Origin of the sequence: Hafnia psychrotolerans (assembly GCF_014639435.1) — a bacterium.
Lineage (GTDB): Bacteria > Pseudomonadota > Gammaproteobacteria > Enterobacterales > Enterobacteriaceae > Ewingella > Ewingella psychrotolerans.
In genome coordinates, this window is sequence record NZ_BMFZ01000006.1 from 149,471 (window position 1) to 168,780 (window position 19,310).

A 19,310-nucleotide genomic window follows, 5' to 3' on the forward strand; every position below is an offset into this window, starting at 1 on the left:
TTAGTGAAAGACAAGGCATTTCATGAGGAAAGGATTGAAAAAATTCATAGGGGTGTGTTTGTCCATCGTAGTGTTTCTGCTATTGCTGACGCTGATCTTATGGAAAACGATTCCGCGCTGGCTACCTGTTTTGGCGCAGTACTGGCTCCCCACAGGCACCAGCTTAAGCCTCTCGGCTTCCCCACAGTGGTCCGACGGCGCATTATCGCTTCGCAGCCTGAGTTATAAGGCCGGAGATTGTAAATTGGCGCAGGCGAACAATATTCGTCTGAGCAAAAGCCGTGACCGCTGGGTTTTAGCGATCGACTCCCTCGCAGTAGACACCGCCTGTCTGAGCAATATCCCAGACAGTGTGGACAGTAAACCTCTTACATTGGCGAGTATCCAGAAGGCGTTGCCTTCCGGCTCGGTGACGATTAAGCAATTTTCCGTCACGCCATGGCAGCGCTACGCCGGGACGTTAAATCTGGACAATGACGGTACGTTTCAGCATATCTCCCAGCAGGGCGACAGGCTGAAATTCAATGCTGTGCTTGATAATCAACAACAGCTGACCATGAGTTCGCTGCAACTGATACCACCGGGCAGTGAAATACCCTTGTCGCTCAGCGGGAAAGTGACCTTACCCGCGACCTTTAACCAGCTTCCACAAGCGGGCGAACTGCATGCTGAAATGCAAACCCGCCAGGTACCCAACCCGCTGGATATCACGCTGCAATGGCAAAAAATGCAGGGCGTTATCACGCTGACAGAAAAAGGCGCGACGGAACCACTGGCAACCTTGCCGTGGCAACTGCAAGACAAAGCATTACAAATTACCGAGGGTCAATGGCGCTGGCCCTATGCCGTTCAGCCTCTTGCTGGTGGTATCAGTCTGACACTCAGCGACTGGAGCGATACTTTTGACCAGACTCAGATTGCCGCCCGCCTGAATGTGCTGACCAAAGGACACAATGGGAAGGGCAACGTGGTGCTGACGCTCGGACCGGGTAAAATCGGCCTGCTCAGCAGCGACCTGGCTTTCCAACTAACGGGGCAGGCAAATCTACAGTCGACTTCACTCAGTGCCTCATTGCCAGGAAACCTTAGTGGTTCGGTGCTCAACCCTGAGCTTGCTCTGCGAAGTGGTGCGTTGTTGCGCGCGTGGGGGAAACCCTCCCCAGAACTAACGTTGCAGGATGCACGCTGGCCGCTGGCGGGCGTGAAGGTTTCGGCCAGCGGTGTGAGTGGTCCACTGCAGGCGATTGTTAAAGCCCGTGACAGCTACTGGGGCGCGTTTGATCTGCACCTTAATGGTAAGTCACAAAAATTCTGGCCGGATCAGGGAAAATGGGATTTCAACTATTGGGGCAACGGTAAATTACCGCCGCTGGCAGGTCGCTGGGATATGTCGGGTAAAGGTCACTGGCATGATAACCTGATCACCCTAACGTCACTTTCGACCGGGTTCAACCGTTTGCACTATGGCCTGATAGATGTTGATGCGCCGCGTCTTACACTCGAAAAACCGCTGACCTGGCGGCGTCCGGTTTCGCCACGTTACCAGGATCAACGTCCCGCACTGCCGTTGCAGTTTGGCGGCGCGATCAAGCTGGTAGCGAAAAAGATCGCACTGGAAAATGGGGGCTATCTTCCACCGGCACAATTGCAGCTACAGCTTAGCGGCACTGACCCTGGCAATTTCAATCTGTCAGGGATGCTGGATGCTAAACCCATCGGACCGATTCGGTTACATGGTCGCTGGGATGGCGAACGTCTGCGAGGTGAAGGCTGGTGGCCCAAGCAACCACTGGCCGTATTCCAGCCGCTACTGACGCCAGAATTAGGCATCAAACTGCGAGAAGGCTCTTTCTATGCGCAGACGGCGTTTTCGATGGCACGTGGGCAGGGCTTTATTGCCGGTGGTCATTGGGTCGTAAAAAACGGTGGGATGTGGTTACCGGACGGCGATCTCAGCGGTATGGATTTCAGCTTATCTTATCGGTTGAAAAATCAGGTTTGGAAGCTGGGGGTCAAAGAGCCTGTGATGCTGCGAATCCGTGAAGTGAATAACCTCGCTAAAATGGAAAATGTGACGGCTGATCTTCAGGGCAGTTACCCATGGAGCGAAGCGTCGCCGTTGACGTTAAGCAATCTGGGCGTCGATATACTGGGCGGTCACGTCAGCTTATCGGTACTGCGTATGCCACAGCATGACGCGGCGGTGCTCAAACTGGATAAAATCAGTTTAAGTGAGCTTTTCACGGTGCTCAAACCCAAACAGTTGGCGATGTCGGGCAGTGTGGACGGTGAACTGCCGCTCTATGTTAATAACCCGCGATGGATCATCCGTAACGGCTGGATTAAAAACGACGGTTGGCTGACGCTGCGCCTGGATCCGCAATTTGCTGATGCTATGGCTAGCGGCAATATTGCCAACCGGCTGGTGATTGAATGGATACGCTATATGGAGATCCGCCAGATGCTGGCGAAGATTAATCTGGATAATCTCGGCGAACTGACCCTGGCTTCCCACGTTGTGGGTGCGAATACGTCAGAGAAGCAGGATCGCGAAGTGATCCTCAACTACACCCATCAGGAAAATATCTATCAGCTTTGGCGCAGCCTGCGTTTTGGTGACAACCTGCAAGATTGGCTGCAACAGCAGATCTCGCTGTCTCATCCCTCTGATGCTATTTCTTCCCGCGCTAAAAAAGACACTGATTTGAGGACTACACAATGAAGCCGCTATTTGCTTACCGGACGTCGGTTTGTACCTTTTTGGCGCTCTCTGTTTTGCTGCTAAACGGTTGCGTACCGCGTATCGAGCTGTCGGCACCGAAAGAGCCCATCACGATCAACATGAACGTCAAAATCGAACATGAGATCCACATCAAGGTCGATAAAGATGTGGAAGACTTGCTGAAAAATAAAAGCAATTTGTTCTGATTCGGGAGGTGTCATGCGTGCATTAAACGTTAAAATTTCGCGCTTCAGAAGGTCAGCACAGGGATTGTTGGTTTCAGTACTGTTGTTCAACTCAGCCGCTTTCGCTTTAACGCTGGACGATGCTAAGCACCAGGCGCGCGTGGGCGAAACGCTGTCGGGTTATTTGGCACCGATTAAGCAGGACGCCGAAACGTTGGCATTGATTAAATATATCAATGAAGGGCGTAAGCAGCAGTATCAGAAGGTGGCGCAGAATAATCAGGTCACTACCAATGATGTGGCGAGATTAGCCGGTCAAAAGCTGGTGGCCAGAGCGAGTAAAGGCGAATGGGTAAAAGGCATAAACGGGCAGTGGTTGCAGAAATAACCCTTCATCTTCTTTAGGGTTGCTAAGTTAATAATAAAAAAGCGCGCTTTCCAGCGCGCAATGGGTTTATCACAACAACCTCAGCAAGGATTTTAGACAACAGATTTTGAGGGTAATAAATCTTCACTGAATGTGATAATGCTTAAGATAATTAAGCTGCTGCCACCTGTTTGATGGCGGCGTCAATGGCTTCTTTAGCGGCGGTCTGGGCTTTGGCGGCCACTTCCGGACCGTAAGCAATACCTTCCGCAAAGATGAATTCGACGTTGGTCATTCCCAGGAAGCCCAGGAACAGAGACAAGTAAGGGGTAACCAGATCGGTAGGGGTATCTTTATGGATACCACCACGGCTGGTAAGAACGATAACCTGTTTACCTTTCACCAGACCTTCAGGACCTTTTTCGGTGTATTGGAATGTCACACCAGCACGGGCTACCAGGTCAAAGTAGTTTTTCAGCTGAGTTGAAATGTTGAAGTTATACATAGGTGCAGCGATGACAATCACGTCATGAGCCTGCAATTCTTCAATCAGCGTATTTGACAGTGCCAGCGCTTCTTCCTGGCGTGGTGTTAGTGCCGCATCTGAAGGGCGCATTGCACCAACCAGTTCGCCATCCAGAACCGGGATGGGGTCAGCCGCCAGGTCACGCACGGTAACTTGTGAGCCACTGTTGGCTGCCTGATATTGTGCAACGAAGTAGTCAGTCAGTTGGTTTGACTGAGAGAAGTTCGCCAGAATACTTGATTTCAGAACCAGTACTTTGCTCATGTGAAAATCCTTAATGTGCATTTAACAAGAGCGGATGCCCTGTGAATGGAACCCACTCTATTCACAAATATCATTCAGTGATAGCGCAATAATTCGAGCACTACGTTCGAATTTTTTGAATGAAGAGCAACAACATACAAAGAGCCACCACTTTTCAGCATCCTCAATAGCTTGTGGTAATATATCGGCCAATAGGCACGTGTATTTATGAATAGTAAACCGTCTTAACCCCATTCAGATTCAGCCGACAGATGAGCTCATTGATCGGGTCGTCTGGCTTGCAACAAGGAATACCGAACGTGAAATCTCCGCTCGCGGCACTGTCAGCGCAGTTAGATGGGTTGATGCTGCGTGACCGGCAACGCCTGCAACGACGTTTGCAGGGTGCCAAAACGCTAGTTAATAAACCTGACCATGATCCCCAGGCGCTGGAAAAACTGACCGCCGAATTCGAACCCTTGATTGCTCAAAGTTTGCAGAAGGTCAGGGCCCGTGAAGCTTCACGGCCAAAAATCAGCTACCCGGAAAACCTGCCGGTCAGTCAGAAGAAACAGGATATCTTCAACGCCATCCATGACCATCAGGTGGTGATCATTGCCGGTGAAACGGGGTCGGGTAAAACCACGCAGATCCCCAAAATTTGTATGGAGTTGGGGCGTGGTATTACCGGCATGATTGGACATACCCAGCCACGTCGGTTAGCGGCGCGAACCGTCGCCAACCGTATTGCCGATGAGCTGGAAACCTCGCTTGGTGGAACGGTCGGTTATAAAGTACGCTTCAACGATCAGGTTGGTGAGAATACGCTGGTCAAGCTGATGACGGACGGCATATTGCTGGCGGAAATCCAGCAGGACCGCATGTTGATGCAATACGACACACTGATCATCGATGAAGCGCATGAGCGCAGTCTGAATATCGATTTTATCCTCGGTTACCTGCGTCAGTTACTGCCTAAGCGTCCTGATCTGAAAATCATCATTACCTCGGCAACCATCGATCCTCAGCGCTTCTCCAAACATTTTAATAATGCGCCGATTATTGAAGTTTCCGGGCGGACTTATCCGGTGGATGTGCGTTATCGCCCGGTGGCAGATGATGCCGAGGATACGGACCGCGATCAACTGCAGGCGATTTTTGATGCTGTGGATGAGCTGGGCCGCGAAAGTCCCGGCGATATCTTGATTTTCATGAGTGGTGAGCGTGAAATTCGCGATACCGCCGATGCGCTAACCAAACTTGACCTGCCACATACCGAGGTTTTGCCGCTCTACGCAAGGCTGTCGAACAGTGAACAGAACCGCGTGTTCCAGTCACATGCTGGCCGGCGTATTGTGCTGGCGACTAACGTGGCGGAAACCTCGCTCACCGTGCCTGGCATTAAATATGTGATCGATCCTGGCACGGCGCGTATCAGCCGTTACAGTTTCCGTACCAAAGTGCAGCGCCTGCCGATTGAGCCGGTGTCGCAGGCTTCTGCCAACCAACGTAAAGGGCGTTGCGGACGTGTCTCTGAGGGTATTTGTATTCGTCTCTATTCTGAGATGGATTTCCTTTCGCGTCCGGAATTTACCGATCCTGAGATTTTACGCACCAACTTAGCCTCCGTTATTTTACAGATGACCTCGCTGGGGTTGGGCGATATTGCCGCGTTTCCGTTTGTTGAAGCCCCGGACAATCGCAACATACAAGATGGCGTCCGGCTGCTGGAAGAGCTGGGGGCGATCAACAATGCGCAGGACGGGCGTTATACGCTGACACCGTCCGGCCGCCAACTGGCACAACTGCCGGTGGATCCGCGTCTGGCGCGAATGGTGCTGGAGGCCCGTAAAGATGGCTGTGTGCGCGAAGTGATGATTATCACTGCGGCACTGTCGATTCAAGATCCGCGAGAACGTCCGGCCGACAAAAAACAAGCTTCAGATGAAAAACACCGCCGCTTCGCCGATAAAGATTCGGACTTCCAGGCCTTCGTTAATTTATGGGATTACCTGAAAGAGCAGCAAAAAGAACTGTCATCTGCTCAGTTTCGTAAAATGTGCCGCAGCGATTATCTCAATTATCTGCGCGTGCGCGAATGGCAAGATATCTATACTCAGCTGCGTCAGGTGGTGAAAGAGCTGGGTTTACCGGTCAACAGCGAGCCAGCGGATTATCGCAGTATTCATTGCGCGTTGCTCACTGGGTTGTTGTCGCATATCGGCCAAAAAGATGTGGATAAACACGAGTACACCGGTGCGCGAAATGCCCGCTTTGCTATTTTCCCAGGCTCCGGTTTATTCAAGAAACCACCGAAATGGATCATGGTGGCTGAGTTGGTGGAGACCAGCCGCCTGTGGGGACGTATTGGCGCACGTATCGAACCGGAATGGATTGAGCCACTGGCTCAACATCTGGTGAAAAGCAGTTACAGCGAACCGCACTGGGAGAAAGCCCAGGCTGCCGTGATGGCGACCGAGAAAGTCACCCTATTTGGCCTGCCGATTGTGGCTGCCCGCAAAGTGAATTACGGCACTATCGACCCCGTTGTGTCCCGTGATCTCTTTATCCGTCACGCGTTGGTGGAAGGCGACTGGCAAACGCGTCACGCGTTCTTCCGCGCTAATCTGAAGCTGCGTAGTGAAGTTGAAGAGCTGGAACATAAGTCTCGCCGCCGCGATATTCTGGTCGACGAAGAGACGCTGTTTCTGTTTTACGAACAACGCATCGGCCAGGAAGTGGTGTCAGGTCGACATTTTGATACCTGGTGGAAAGGCCAGCCCGCCGACAGCCTGAACTTTGAAAAAAGTATGCTGATCAAAGAGGGGGCGGGCAATATCAGTGCGCTTGATTACCCCAACTCTTGGCATCAGGGCAACATCAAACTGCGGGTAACCTATCAGTTTGAACCCGGTACCGACGCCGATGGTGTGACGGTGCATATTCCACTGCCATTACTCAATCAGGTGGAAGACCAGGGCTTTGACTGGCAAATCCCGGGTCTGCGCCGTGATCTGATCATGGCCCTGATTAAGTCGCTCCCCAAGCCTGTACGCCGCAACTTTGTCCCCGCGCCAAACTATGCTGATGCTCTGCTCGGAAGGCTCAAACCTTTTGAATTACCCCTGCTTGAAACCATGGAGCGTGAGTTACGTAAAATGAGTGGGGTGACAGTGTCACGCGAACAGTGGCAACTTGAACAGATCCCCGAACATCTGAAAATGACTTTCCGTATTTTGGACGACAAAAACAAAACACTGCGTGAAGGGAAAGACCTCGCGGTACTGAAAACGGGCCTGAAAGAGCAGGTACAGCAGACGCTATCTGCGGTAGCCGACGACGGGATCGAGCAAAGTGACTTGCATGTCTGGAGTTTTGGTACGTTGCCGGAGCGTTATGAACAAAAGCGTGGCGGCTATGAAGTGAAGGCCTATCCCGCGCTGGTTGATACCAAAGACAGCATCGCCATACGTTTATTCGATAGCGAACTTGAGCAGCAGCAGGCCATGTGGGCAGGAGTCCGCCGTCTTTTATTGCTGAATATTCCATCGCCTATCAAGTATCTGCATGAGAAATTACCGAATAAAGCCAAGCTCGGACTCTATTTTAATCCTTACGGCAAAGTGCTGGACCTGATCGACGATTGCATCGCTTGTGGTATCGACAAATTGATTGCTGAAAGCGGCGGCCTGGTGTGGAAAGAGGAAGAGTTTAGCCGTCTGCATGAACATGTGCGTGCGCATCTCAATGAAGCCGTGGTGCAAATTGCGGTACAAGTTGAGCAAATTTTAACGGCGGTATTCAGCATCAATAAACGCCTGAAAGGGCGGATTGATATGACCATGGCGCTGGCGCTGTCTGACATTAAGAGCCAGTTGTCTGGATTAATTTATCGCGGATTTGTGACGCAAAATGGTTGGAAACGTTTGCCGGATACGCTGCGTTATCTGAATGCTATCGAAAAGCGTATGGATAAGTTGCCCGTTGATCCCCATCGAGACCGGGCGCAGATGCTTAAAGTTGAACATGTCCAGAAACTGTGGCAGCAGTGGCTAAATAAACAGCCTCAAGTGCGACTGCAAAGCGAAGAGGTGAAAGAGGTGCGCTGGATGATTGAAGAGCTGCGCGTGAGTTACTTTGCCCAGCAATTGGGTACGCCATATCCTATTTCGGACAAGCGTATTTTGCAGACGATGGAGCTGTTGGCGTAAACGATTTATCCCACAGAGAGTGATGATCTCTCTGTGGTTTTTTGCTGATTAAGGTTTGGCTGACACCGCGCTGATCACGCCATCAGAGAGCTTATTTAACGCATCTCTGATAGCCGGAACGGCCAGAGCGCGGTTGTCTGCCAAATAGCGGTCCTGGGCAGCGGGCGCAGAACTCTGTATCGCTATCAGGGACCACTTATCACCACTTTTTAGTAACAACGGTGAACCGCTGTCGCCCGGCAGCGTATCGCAGCGGTGAGATAACACACCTGGCTGCGCCCAACCGGTCACTAAACAATCCTCATGGCTGTACAAATCGTCCAGGTGATCTTCCGGATACCCCGCCTGGGTGACTTTCCTGCCGTTTTGCTTTAACGCAGCAGTCAGTTCATCGCGGCTGCCTTCCCACAGGGGAAGCGGGGTAATGGGGAGTGCAATATGGGTATCGGTCAAACGAACCAAGGCAAAATCGAAAGGGGCCGCTTTCGGCGGTACAATCCAGCCATCACCGTCGGCTTTCAGTTTTCTGCCGAGCTTAGGGTCAACCAGCGTTTCAAGTGCAGTGACCTGATAACGCCATTTCTGATGATGAGAAATAAAACGCAGCGCCACCACTTTATCGATTTTGCCCGGAGGGGCCAGTACACAGTGACCAGCGGTTAACACCAAATGTTTGGATATAAGCGTCGCGGTGCATAAATTACCGCTCTGGGTTTCTATCTGGCCAATAGCCTGCCATGGCCACTGGCGGGCATCGGTAACCACTGCGCGCTGGTCATGGCCAAAAAACAGGGCTGTTTTTTCTTTCACGCTGATGACCGGCGCGTCAGAATCTGGCTCAGTAACATCAGCATGAGCAGAGGGAAGGGCGAAACAGAAAAGGCACAAAACAAAGGGTAACGCGATGCGCATAAAATTCTGACCTTGAAGACAGGGAAATCCCTTGAATCATTGATTATGGAATGATTATAGACGCTTGCAATATTCGACGCAGGTATCTTGCTGTTGTTTCGCCCTCTTTAGAGCGCTCAATGTGAACAGACGTAGGCTGAGTGGGCGATGTTACCAATAGAAAAACAGCGTGATAAGACCGCAAAGGATCAGGGTACTTAGGGTGATTTCAAACAGGTATCGGCGCAGCATCTTCCATCAATACCTCAAGTTTAAAACTGGAGAAAAAACACCCGGCGAACCGGGTGTTAGATAATCAGTCTTTATCGATATGAGGCTATACCTCACTAAGACGTTTTACTTATGCTGCTGGTGTTGCTTTTGCAGCTGGAGCGGCTTTTTTAACATGTTTCACATGTTTTTTAGCGGCTTGCGCTTTCTGAGCTACCGGCGCTGCTTTCTTAGCATGTTTCACGTGTTTTTTAGCCGCTTGTGCTTTCTGAGCTACCGGTGCTGCTTTCTTAGCGTGTTTTTTGTGTTTCTTGGCCGCCTGAGCTTTCTGAGCAGGTTTCTTATGCGCTTTTTTGACGACGTGTTTAGTATGTGCTTTTGCAGCAGGTGCTGCAGTCGTTGTTGAAGTCGCCGCTGCTGGTGCAGCGGTCGTTTCAGCAGCAAAAGCAACAGAAGACAGACCCATTGCAGCGGCAACAACCAGAGCTAATACTTTTTTCATGTTAAATCCCTCAGAATGTTTGGTTAAAAGTCCACCCCACTGCGGGGTCGGTAGGAGAATACTAGTGCGGGGGGAACAGGTTGTCAGTGAGTGAATGGTGTCGGCGTGTAACGTTATGTACAGCAAGTGAAAATCTATAAATCAACACGTTAATGCATCTTATTTTGCTCTTATTTGAGACGTTTTTTACTATTTTAGTTACAACATACAGTGACGTGCCTGCACTTCAACACTCTGTAAGTTCGTAAAACATTGGGAAATAGGGGGATCTACATGATTTATTAAAACATTCTTAACAGCAGGATGGGGTAATCACCTGATATCCGCAAAGCTATGTAGCCAGACCGCTGATTCTCTCCTTAGACCGGTGTCGCCAGTCACCTGGCAACACCTCTTTTATACAACCATAGAGAGCCACTTGGGCCTGGATAGGCCGATGCCGCAGTTTTTATTTAAAAAACCACTTTGCAATAAAAAACATCATAGGTAACGGTTTTCCAGATGTTGGCGGAAGTAGGCAGGATTCAGGGTTTCGCCCGTGGCATTATTAATCAATTGATCGGTGCTGAAGCGGCTGCCGTGCTGCCAGATGTTCTGCTGCAACCACTGAAACAATGCCGTGAGATCACCACGGGCAATGTCATCCTGCAATGTTGGGATAGCATGGTTGGCGCACTGGAAAAGCTGCGCGGCGTACATGGCGCCGAGCGTATAGGTAGGGAAGTAACCGAAGCCGCCATCAGTCCAGTGAATATCCTGCATGCAGCCGTTACGATAGTCACCGACAGTATCAATACCGAGGTACTCCTGCATCTTGTGACTCCACAATGCAGGAATGTCTTCGACTTCAATTTCACCTTCGATGAGCGCTTTTTCAATTTCATAACGTAAAATCACGTGCGCCGGATAGCTGATTTCATCAGCATCAACACGGATTAAGCCTGGCTGTACACGCTGATTGAGTTTGATGAAGTTACTCTCATCCAATCCTTTACGCTCACCAAACTGGGCATTGACCAGTGGATAAATAGATCTCAGGAAGGGCTCGCTGCACCCGAGTTGCATTTCAAACAGGAGGCTTTGTGATTCATGGATACCCATTGAGCGGGCGTTCGAAACCGGTTGACCGAGCCACTTTTTAGGGAGGTTCTGCTCATAACGTGCGTGGCCTGTTTCGTGAATGACACCCATCATTGAGCTGAGAAATTCATCTTCATTGTAACGGGTGGTGATCCGCACATCTTGAGGTACACCGCCGCAGAAGGGGTGAGAGCTGACGTCCAAACGACCTGCATCAAAATTAAAGCCCAGACGTTCCATGACCTTCAGACCTAGTTGGCGCTGTTTTTCAATATCGAAAGGTCCTGCTGGGATGATGCACGATTCGGCTTTCTGTTTTTCGACCACTTTTTGCAATAATTCGGGCAGCCAGGTTTTTAGATCACCAAATAACACATCCAGTTTCTTCGATGTCATCCCTGGTTCGTACATGTCCAGCAGGGCGTCATAACGGCTGCTCCCGGTGGCATCTGCTCGCAGGCTGGCTTCCTGACGGCTCAGACGAACCACCTCTCGCAAGTTTTCCGAAAAACCTTCCCAGTCGTTAGCTCTACGCTGTACCCGCCAGGCATGTTCACAGCGGGCACCCGCCAGAGACTTTTCCTGCACCAGACTTTCTGGCAATAAAGCCGATTGTTGATACTGACGGCGCATCTCGCGCAGGTTGGCTAACTCCACGTCATTCAGTGCTTCGTTTCCCGCCTGTTTAAGCCACTCGCCGACTTGTTTAGCCGTGAGAACCTGATGAGACAGAACACTGAGTTCAGCCAGTGCCTCAGAACGAGCCTGACTGCCTGCTGACGGCATCATGGTTGCCATGTCCCAACCGGCGATGGCGGACAGGTGGTTGTAATGAGACAAGCGGGTAAAAGTGGCGCACAGATGTGAATAGGCAGTTGTCATTATTTACTCCCTTCGGATGAAAAAACTAGCTTGGTTCTACGTTAAGATTAAAAACATCTTTGACAGGCCAGGTGAAACGGATGCAAGCGCCACCAAGTGAAGGGCTGGCATCGACGCTGACACGGCCCTGATAGGCAACGGCGATAGAGTGGACAATCGCCAGGCCGAGTCCACAACCGCCAGTGGCACGGTCTCGGCTAGGATCAAGACGAACAAATGGCTCGAATATACGCAGGCGTTCTTCAACAGGAATACCTGGGCCGTCATCTTCGACCTGTAAACTCGCTTCATCACCCTCAAGCCACAGGCTGATGCGTAATTGTTTATTGGCGTAGCGCAGGGCATTGTTGACCAGGTTGTCTAACACCCGTTCCATCAGGCGCAAGTCCAGGCCGCCGAAGTCCACATCTTCAGGCACCGATAACACAATATTATTTTCTGCATTCATCAGGCTGAAATCATTGATCTTACTGGCTAACCAGTCAGCCAGACTGACCTTCTCAAGGTTAAGTGCCACTTGCGGACGATCAAGCCGTGCATAGGTCAGCAGCTCATCAATTAGCGCTTCCAACTGGCCAATATCACGATTGATCGCTTGCTGCTCGGCCTCGGGGATATTTTCACTAATGGCCAGGCGGTAACGTAACCTGACCAGCGGTGTGCGCAGCTCGTGGGCAATCCCGTCGATCAACTGCTTCTTACTGGCTATCAAGGTACTTATGTTATCCGCCATCTGGTTGAACGCGATACCCAACCGGTTGAGGCTCGAGGTAGAGTCAAAATGGGTACGCTCATCCAGATAACCATTACCCAGTCGCAGGGCGGAATTTTCAAGCTTCACGAGGTCTTTCCAATGTGGACTCATCCAGAGGAACACGGGCACCGCGAGTGATAGGCCAATCAACATCATGAGGGCCAAATCCAGAATACGCATTTCATGCATGTAAAACAGATAGGGGATGGGGCCGACAACTAAAACATAATGGCTACGCGGCACACGTTGGATAAAGGTGTATTCGTCATCCAACGCAATAATTTCGCCATCTTTAAGGCGCTTATCCATATCAGGAGGCAGAACGCGCTTGCCCAAAGGTTCAATATGTAACTTAAACGAGAGGTTGAGCTCGAGCGTGTTAATGGTTTTATTCCAGTCTTTAATCGGGATCTCACGCAATTCGCTGCGCATCAAATAGAGCGAACTTTTCATCAGGTCATTCATCGATTGCCGGCCGGTTCGTTCAGCGGTGACTTTATACACCAGGCCAACCAGCATCGACATCACCAGAAAGCAGACCAGTAATAACAGGAAAAATTGAATGAAAAGCTTTTTCATTCTTCGCCTTTCTCCCAGGCATTCGGCGCAAACAGATAGCCTTTGTTACGCACGGTTTTTATACGGAAAGGCTCCATCGCGTTATCGTAAAGTTTGCGGCGCAGGCGGGAGATCGCCACGTCAATGCTGCGGTCCAGTCCGTCATAGCTGATGCCTCGCAGGTTTAGCAGTAAGGCTTCACGATCCATAATTCGTCCGGCATGGGTGGCGAGTTCCCATAGCAAATCAAAATCTGACGTCGAAAGAGTGATGGTTTCCTCAACCAGCGTGACTTCGCGGTTTACCGGGTCAATACACAGTTGGCCGAAATGCAGTGCGTTCCCACTTTGTAACGGTTTGGCCGGTTTATCTTCACCCGTTGACTGTGGCGCGTGCTGACGTAAATGCAGACGTAACCGGGCCAGCAATACGGCAGGTGGCGTGGTTTTAAGAATGTAATCATTCGCCCCCATTTCCAGTGACAGAATATGATTCATGTCGCTGTCTAACGAGGTAAGCAGGACTATCGGGCCGCTGTAGGTTGGGCGTAGATCGCGACATAAGGTCATGCCGTCTTTGCCGGGAAGCATAATATCAAGCAGTACCAGATCGGGTTTTTCGCGTGCAATACGATCCTGCGCGGTGTCACCACGAGGCTCAACCAAAACATCAATATCATGTTTACCTAAATAGGCGGCAATCAGGTCACCGACTTCGGCATCATCTTCTACAAAAACTATTTTATTCATTGGTTTGCTGCTAATAGATGTCTGTGGGTCAGCATAGTCCGTGTCGGTCGCGAGTACTATGAGACATGCGTAATAGAAAGTGACAGTTTTTCAGAGTTTACAGACGTTTTATCGACAGAAACATTGGAAAGCTGACGCCGGTTAAAAATTTCTCAATTTAGCGTATCAATTAAATCAAAACGTGACGGATATATCACCTGATGGAACCGACGTGGATGATGACTAGATACTAGCGTAACGAGAAGGTGTTAGACGACAAAAAACGTATAATCTAAGCGTCTGAACTGACTGGCATAGTATCAGTGATATATGCCATCATAGAGCTGAATATTTTTAACGTTAATAGTTGGCAATAAATAGACTACGTCTAGCTATTCTTCGTACGTTTAACCGTGCTAACACCGGCCAGGAGAGGAAAAGGGGATGAGCGAAAGTCGCCTGATACCTGATATGCGCAGTGAAAAAGCCTCCTTTGACTATATGGAATATCTGTCAGCATCGTGCAAAAAACAGTGGAGCTTTCTTGATGCGATTTATGGTGTGATGCCGTTTTTTGGCATGGTCCTCAAAGCGCGCACTTCGCAGGAAAAAACTAAGCAGGAAAGTTTACGGGGTTTGGCCCTTCAGGTGGTTTCAACTCAGGTTAGCGATGAGACCAATATTGTGCGCCTGATTGAATTGGCAGAGCAGCAGGAATTTTATTTTATAGAGATAAATTTGCCCTATTCCCTCAAAGAAGAGCAGCTCACCGCCATAAAAATTGAATGCAAACATCTACTTCAATTGTCTCAGAATAATGAATTATTGACGGTAAAAATCCTGCAGATGCCAGCACAGCATTAAGCCTTTTTTGTTTTTAACACGTATAGTCTTATTATTACTCAATAAATACAGAAAACAAAGGCAGCCAATGGCTGCCTTTGTTTTTACTGGCTTTAGCGGGAGATGTTACTTGAACAAGTCAGCGCTGACTGTCAGGTTACCACCACTCTTGTTCGACCATTGACGGGTAATATGGTAGAACTTCGCGCCTTTCGCCGCCGCACGGTTACCGACTTCCTGCGATACATCCGTGACACTGTTGAAGTGGCCAGAGAAGGTAATCGAGTCAAAGGGTACCATTTGCGCGGCTGTCACGTTATTCACTTCCTGAATCTTCGCACCATTTACGGCCGTTACGGTATAACGTTGACCGGTTGAGGATTGGGTTTCGAAGAAACGACCCACATCACGGCTTGGGCTGCCGGAAGAGGCAACACCCGGGATTTGCACTTTTTTAGCTGCTGCACCACCGGCCGCCAGCGCGGCTTTACCCGCTTCGGAATCTGCAGGAATGGCGTCTGGGTCCTGAACGATACGTTTTGGCGCATCTTTCTTGTAAATGAACGCAGTGATGTACTGGTTGCCGCCGCTGTTGGCATCAATCTGGCGTACGATGAAGAAGGAATCAGCCCCTTTCTCCTTCGCCGCTTTTGTGATGGCATCGTTAACGTCCGGTTGGCTTCGGTAGAAACCGCCGACCGTCACGGTGTCATAAGGCTCAAGCAAGTAGGCTTCATCCTTTGGTAATTCTTTTACACCATTGATCACGCGGTACTTGGTTTTCTTACTGACTTCAGCCGCATCTTTTTTATAGATGTCCGCGACGACACGCCAGTTACCACTATTGCCTGAGCTATTGGAGTCTTGAATATAAAAATAATCTGCACCCAGCGCATCAGCACGGCGGGAAACGGCATCTGCCGCGTCACCCAGCGTATTAAAACGGCCGGAAACAACAATGCGATCAAAAGGCTTGATGGCTGCTGCTTTTTCTGGAGCGATTTCCTGGGCTGCCTGTGCAGCTGACAACGCGGAAATAGTCGTTAGAGTTAAACACAGGGCCGATGCGATGATCGTTTTAGTCAGCTTCATAAAAAATCCTTTCACCTTGCGCAGTAATGTTGAAACGTGCTGAATTCTTGATGTGTAACAAGTAGGCGGCCGATTATTGCATGTAACAATACCGAGTGTCTCAGTAATTTATGTCATTCGCGATGTTGGTAACCGCTAGCTGTGTCACTTTTTTTTCTCTTCATAACTTATATAAGTTTAGGTAATAAACCAAGTAGTGAAATAAATGTTAATTATTCACTATTTGATAACTTTTATGCTGATAATGTGCGGGTTAAGGTGAGAAGGGCGAAGTGATAGATGTGGTAATTCTTTCAGAAAATAGATTTTTTAGTCGGTGTTTTACCGGCTTTGCAGCAGCTTTATGACCTGCCGCGCGAAATTGTTAATTAATTCTCTGACTATCACTGTGATACGTAGATTATTGATTAGAAATTCAGTAGCTTATAAATGGCTGTTAAAACAGTTTTAGCACAGAAAAATCAACACGTCTAAAATAGCAACGTATGTCGATGACACTACTCATCAATGAAAAGGGTGAAGGGAATACTATGCGTATTGGTGTACCAAGAGAGCGGTTGACCAATGAAGCCAGGGTTGCAGCTACGCCGAAAACGGTGGAACAGCTGATCAAACTGGGCTTTACGGTCGCAATCGAGCAAAGTGCCGGGAAACTGGCCAGCTTTGATGACGCAGCCTATCAGGAAGCTGGCGCTGAAATTGTCAGCGGAAATGACGTCTGGCAATCCGATATCGTGCTTAAGGTGAATGCACCTGAAGGCGATGAAATTCAAAAATTGCAGGCTGGCACCACGTTGGTGAGTTTTATATGGCCTGCACAGAATCCAGAACTTATTCAGCAGCTCGCTGAGCGCAATATCACCGCCATGGCGATGGACTCCGTTCCCCGCATCTCACGTGCGCAGTCTTTGGATGCCCTGAGTTCGATGGCCAACATTGCGGGTTACCGTGCCATTGTCGAAGCTGCCCATGAGTTTGGTCGTTTCTTTACGGGGCAAATAACCGCTGCCGGTAAAGTACCGCCGGCAAAAGTCATGATCATCGGCGCGGGTGTTGCCGGTCTGGCAGCCATAGGTGCTGCGGGTAGCCTGGGTGCCATCGTTCGTGCTTTTGATACCCGTCCTGAAGTCAAGGAGCAGGTTCAGAGTATGGGCGCGGAGTTCCTTGAACTGGACTTCGAAGAAGAAGCGGGCAGCGGTGATGGTTATGCCAAAGTCATGTCCGAAGCCTTTATTAAAGCTGAAATGGCTCTGTTTGCGGCGCAAGCGGCTGAAGTGGATATCATTGTCACCACCGCGTTAATTCCGGGCCGTCCTGCACCGAAGCTGATCACCAAAGAGATGGTCGCGTCCATGAAATCGGGCAGCGTGATCGTTGATCTGGCAGCGCAAACGGGAGGTAACTGTGAACTGACAGTGGCTGACCAAATAACCGTAACCTCTAATGGTGTCAAAATCATTGGTTACACGGACTTACCAAGCCGTTTACCTACTCAGTCTTCTCAGCTTTATGGCACCAACCTGGTGAATCTGCTGAAGCTGCTGTGCAAAGAGAAAGATGGCAATATCGAAATAGACTTCGAAGACACCGTTGTGCGCGGCGTGACAGTGGTGAGATCTGGTGAAGTGACCTGGCCTGCGCCACCGATTCAGGTCTCCGCGCAGCCTCAGGCAAAAAAGACAGAGCCGTTGCAAAAAGTAGAAACCAAACCGGCTTCGCCTTACACCAAATATATCATGATGGCCGTGGCCATCATCCTGTTTGGTTGGCTGGCGAATGTGGCGCCGAAAGAGTTCCTGTCTCACTTCACGGTGTTCGCTCTATCTTGCGTAGTGGGTTACTACGTGGTGTGGAACGTAAGTCATGCGTTACATACGCCGCTGATGTCGGTCACTAATGCCATTTCGGGAATTATCGTCGTTGGTGCGGTGTTGCAAATTGGGCATGGCGGCTGGGTTAGCTTTCTGTCATTTGTTGCAGTACTGATTGCCAGTATCAATATATTCGGCGGATTCACCGTCACTCAGCGCATGCTGAAGATGTTTCGTAAGAATTAAGGGGTAGCATATGTCTGGGGGATTAGTTACAGCAGCCTATATCGTTGCCGCTATTCTGTTCATATTCAGCCTGGCTGGATTGTCAAAACACGAGACATCTAAACAGGGCAATATTTTCGGCGTGACCGGGATGGCCATTGCGTTAATTGCCACCATTCTCGGGCCTGATTCAGGCAACGTGGGCTGGATCATCATTGCGATGGTGATTGGCGGTGCGATTGGTATCTATTTGGCACGCAAAGTCGAAATGACTGAAATGCCTGAATTGGTCGCGATTTTGCACAGTTTCGTCGGTCTGGCGGCGGTTTTGGTCGGCTTTAACAGCTATCTGGATCACGGCTCAGTTCCGATGGACACGGTGATGGAAAACATCCATCTGACCGAAGTGTTCCTGGGGATATTCATCGGTGGCGTGACCTTCACCGGTTCTATTGTGGCTTTCGGTAAACTGCGCGGCATTATCTCTTCCAAGCCGCTAGCGCTGCCGCATCGTCATAAATTGAATCTGCTGGCGTTGGTCATCTCTTTCCTGCTGATGGTCACCTTCGTGCGTACCGATAGCGTCGGTTTGCAAGTCTTCTCACTGTTGCTCATGACGTTGATTGCGCTCGGCTTTGGCTGGCATTTAGTGTCATCAATTGGTGGCGCAGACATGCCGGTTGTGGTGTCCATGCTTAACTCTTATTCAGGTTGGGCAGCAGCAGCAGCGGGCTTCATGCTCAGCAATGACTTGCTGATTGTGACCGGTGCATTGGTGGGTTCTTCCGGTGCGATTCTCTCCTTCATCATGTGTAAAGCGATGAACCGTTCGTTTATCAGCGTGATTGCAGGCGGTTTTGGTACCGACGGTTCTTCAACCGGTGATGCAGATGAAATGGGCGAATATCGTGAAGCCAGTGCAGAAGATGTGGCAGAGCTGCTCAAAAGTGCGAATTCAGTGATCATCACGCCAGGCTACGGTATGGCTGTCGCACAGGCACAGTATCCGGTACAGGATATCACGGCCAAACTGCGCGCAATGGGCATCAAAGTTCGTTTTGGGATTCATCCGGTTGCCGGCCGTTTGCCTGGCCACATGAACGTGTTACTGGCTGAAGCACGTGTACCCTATGACATTGTGCTGGAAATGGATGAAATCAACGACGATTTTACCGACACCGACGTGGTGCTGGTGATTGGCGCGAACGATACCGTTAACCCAGCCGCTCAGGAAGATCCACGCAGCCCGATTGCTGGTATGCCGGTGTTGGAAGTCTGGAAGGCACAGAACGTTATCGTCTTTAAACGTTCAATGAATACGGGTTACGCAGGTGTTCAGAATCCGCTGTTCTTTAAAGAAAACACGCAGATGCTGTTCGGTGATGCCAAAGATAGCGTAGAAAATATCCTTCGCGCACTGTAGTCCATCGTTTTTCCAGACTGTACTTAAATTTTAAGA

Annotated in this window: 15 protein-coding genes; 7 read left to right on the forward strand and 8 right to left on the reverse strand. The window is 49.9% G+C overall.

Annotated elements, in window-relative coordinates; all coding sequences use genetic code 11:
* Positions 1 to 22 precede the first annotated feature (22 nt).
* The 3 genes from IEV89_RS12565 to IEV89_RS12575 are packed head-to-tail and all read left to right on the forward strand — an operon-like array spanning position 23 to position 3,295.
* Positions 23 to 2,722, forward strand: a complete 2,700-nt coding sequence (locus IEV89_RS12565) for a YdbH family protein (protein ID WP_188473861.1) — start codon at positions 23 to 25, stop codon at positions 2,720 to 2,722.
* A complete protein-coding gene (locus IEV89_RS12570; RefSeq protein ID WP_188473862.1) occupies positions 2,719 to 2,928 on the forward strand; it encodes a YnbE family lipoprotein in 210 nt (69 codons plus the stop codon). Before IEV89_RS12565 ends, IEV89_RS12570 begins: the two co-directional genes overlap by 4 nt.
* Positions 2,929 to 2,941: 13 nt before the next feature.
* A complete protein-coding gene (locus IEV89_RS12575) occupies positions 2,942 to 3,295 on the forward strand; it encodes a YdbL family probable chaperone protein (RefSeq protein ID WP_188473863.1) in 354 nt (117 codons plus the stop codon).
* A 151-nt stretch (positions 3,296 to 3,446) separates the two neighbouring features.
* Here IEV89_RS12575 and IEV89_RS12580 read toward each other — a convergent pair whose 3' ends face one another.
* A complete protein-coding gene (locus IEV89_RS12580; protein WP_188473864.1) occupies positions 3,447 to 4,064 on the reverse strand; it encodes an FMN-dependent NADH-azoreductase in 618 nt (205 codons plus the stop codon).
* A gap of 299 nt (positions 4,065 to 4,363) precedes the next feature.
* Here IEV89_RS12580 and hrpA point away from each other — a divergent pair, with 299 nt between their 5' ends.
* Positions 4,364 to 8,254 (forward strand): ATP-dependent RNA helicase HrpA, encoded by a 3,891-nt coding sequence (gene hrpA, locus IEV89_RS12585; protein ID WP_188473865.1) that lies wholly within the window; start codon positions 4,364 to 4,366, stop codon positions 8,252 to 8,254.
* A 48-nt stretch (positions 8,255 to 8,302) separates the two neighbouring features.
* On the opposite strand, the gene IEV89_RS12590 is transcribed toward hrpA, so the two are convergent.
* The 6 genes from IEV89_RS12590 to rstA form a co-directional block, all read right to left on the reverse strand.
* On the reverse strand, positions 8,303 to 9,166 hold the full coding sequence (locus IEV89_RS12590; protein WP_188473866.1) for a trypsin-like serine peptidase: 864 nt from the start codon (positions 9,164 to 9,166) through the stop codon (positions 8,303 to 8,305).
* A gap of 150 nt (positions 9,167 to 9,316) precedes the next feature.
* The gene (gene ydgU / locus IEV89_RS22115) at positions 9,317 to 9,397 is read right to left on the reverse strand and encodes a small membrane protein YdgU (protein WP_460528574.1); all 81 of its coding nucleotides are present in this window, start codon (positions 9,395 to 9,397) and stop codon (positions 9,317 to 9,319) included.
* A gap of 109 nt (positions 9,398 to 9,506) precedes the next feature.
* The gene (asr, locus tag IEV89_RS12595; protein ID WP_188473867.1) at positions 9,507 to 9,878 is read right to left on the reverse strand and encodes an acid resistance repetitive basic protein Asr; all 372 of its coding nucleotides are present in this window, start codon (positions 9,876 to 9,878) and stop codon (positions 9,507 to 9,509) included.
* Positions 9,879 to 10,358: 480 nt separating this feature from the next.
* Complete coding sequence (locus IEV89_RS12600; RefSeq protein WP_188473868.1) at positions 10,359 to 11,840, reverse strand: carboxypeptidase M32; 1,482 nt, start codon at positions 11,838 to 11,840, stop codon at positions 10,359 to 10,361.
* A gap of 25 nt (positions 11,841 to 11,865) precedes the next feature.
* Positions 11,866 to 13,173 (reverse strand): two-component system sensor histidine kinase RstB, encoded by a 1,308-nt coding sequence (gene rstB / locus IEV89_RS12605; RefSeq protein WP_188473869.1) that lies wholly within the window; start codon positions 13,171 to 13,173, stop codon positions 11,866 to 11,868.
* On the reverse strand, positions 13,170 to 13,901 hold the full coding sequence (gene rstA / locus IEV89_RS12610; protein ID WP_188473870.1) for a two-component system response regulator RstA: 732 nt from the start codon (positions 13,899 to 13,901) through the stop codon (positions 13,170 to 13,172). Before rstA ends, rstB begins: the two co-directional genes overlap by 4 nt.
* Positions 13,902 to 14,324: 423 nt before the next feature.
* Here rstA and IEV89_RS12615 point away from each other — a divergent pair, with 423 nt between their 5' ends.
* A complete protein-coding gene (locus IEV89_RS12615; protein WP_188473871.1) occupies positions 14,325 to 14,744 on the forward strand; it encodes a hypothetical protein in 420 nt (139 codons plus the stop codon).
* Positions 14,745 to 14,849: 105 nt separating this feature from the next.
* On the opposite strand, the gene ydgH is transcribed toward IEV89_RS12615, so the two are convergent.
* On the reverse strand, positions 14,850 to 15,815 hold the full coding sequence (ydgH, locus tag IEV89_RS12620) for a DUF1471 family protein YdgH (RefSeq protein ID WP_188473872.1): 966 nt from the start codon (positions 15,813 to 15,815) through the stop codon (positions 14,850 to 14,852).
* Between the two features lie 530 nt (positions 15,816 to 16,345).
* Here ydgH and pntA point away from each other — a divergent pair.
* Positions 16,346 to 17,872 carry a Re/Si-specific NAD(P)(+) transhydrogenase subunit alpha gene (gene pntA, locus IEV89_RS12625; RefSeq protein WP_188473996.1) on the forward strand — a complete coding sequence of 509 codons (1,527 nt, stop codon included), beginning with the start codon at positions 16,346 to 16,348 and terminating at the stop codon, positions 17,870 to 17,872.
* A gap of 10 nt (positions 17,873 to 17,882) precedes the next feature.
* Positions 17,883 to 19,274: a Re/Si-specific NAD(P)(+) transhydrogenase subunit beta gene (gene pntB / locus IEV89_RS12630; RefSeq protein WP_188473873.1), complete on the forward strand. Its 1,392-nt coding sequence runs from the start codon at positions 17,883 to 17,885 to the stop codon at positions 19,272 to 19,274.
* Positions 19,275 to 19,310 lie beyond the last annotated feature (36 nt).

What these genes read in the sequence shown, in the direction of transcription:
- rstB (WP_188473869.1), bottom strand. Translation starts at nt 13,173, where the DNA reads ATGAAAAAGCTTTTCATTCAATTTTTCCTGTTATTACTGGTCTGCTTT.
- pntB (WP_188473873.1), top strand. Translation starts at nt 17,883, where the DNA reads ATGTCTGGGGGATTAGTTACAGCAGCCTATATCGTTGCCGCTATTCTG.
- asr (WP_188473867.1), bottom strand. Translation starts at nt 9,878, where the DNA reads ATGAAAAAAGTATTAGCTCTGGTTGTTGCCGCTGCAATGGGTCTGTCT.
- IEV89_RS12600 (WP_188473868.1), bottom strand. Translation starts at nt 11,840, where the DNA reads ATGACAACTGCCTATTCACATCTGTGCGCCACTTTTACCCGCTTGTCT.
- ydgH (WP_188473872.1), bottom strand. Translation starts at nt 15,815, where the DNA reads ATGAAGCTGACTAAAACGATCATCGCATCGGCCCTGTGTTTAACTCTA.
- IEV89_RS12580 (WP_188473864.1), bottom strand. Translation starts at nt 4,064, where the DNA reads ATGAGCAAAGTACTGGTTCTGAAATCAAGTATTCTGGCGAACTTCTCT.
- IEV89_RS12565 (WP_188473861.1), top strand. Translation starts at nt 23, where the DNA reads ATGAGGAAAGGATTGAAAAAATTCATAGGGGTGTGTTTGTCCATCGTA.
- IEV89_RS12590 (WP_188473866.1), bottom strand. Translation starts at nt 9,166, where the DNA reads ATGCGCATCGCGTTACCCTTTGTTTTGTGCCTTTTCTGTTTCGCCCTT.
- IEV89_RS12570 (WP_188473862.1), top strand. Translation starts at nt 2,719, where the DNA reads ATGAAGCCGCTATTTGCTTACCGGACGTCGGTTTGTACCTTTTTGGCG.
- pntA (WP_188473996.1), top strand. Translation starts at nt 16,346, where the DNA reads ATGCGTATTGGTGTACCAAGAGAGCGGTTGACCAATGAAGCCAGGGTT.
- rstA (WP_188473870.1), bottom strand. Translation starts at nt 13,901, where the DNA reads ATGAATAAAATAGTTTTTGTAGAAGATGATGCCGAAGTCGGTGACCTG.
- IEV89_RS12615 (WP_188473871.1), top strand. Translation starts at nt 14,325, where the DNA reads ATGAGCGAAAGTCGCCTGATACCTGATATGCGCAGTGAAAAAGCCTCC.
- ydgU (WP_460528574.1), bottom strand. Translation starts at nt 9,397, where the DNA reads ATGCTGCGCCGATACCTGTTTGAAATCACCCTAAGTACCCTGATCCTT.
- IEV89_RS12575 (WP_188473863.1), top strand. Translation starts at nt 2,942, where the DNA reads ATGCGTGCATTAAACGTTAAAATTTCGCGCTTCAGAAGGTCAGCACAG.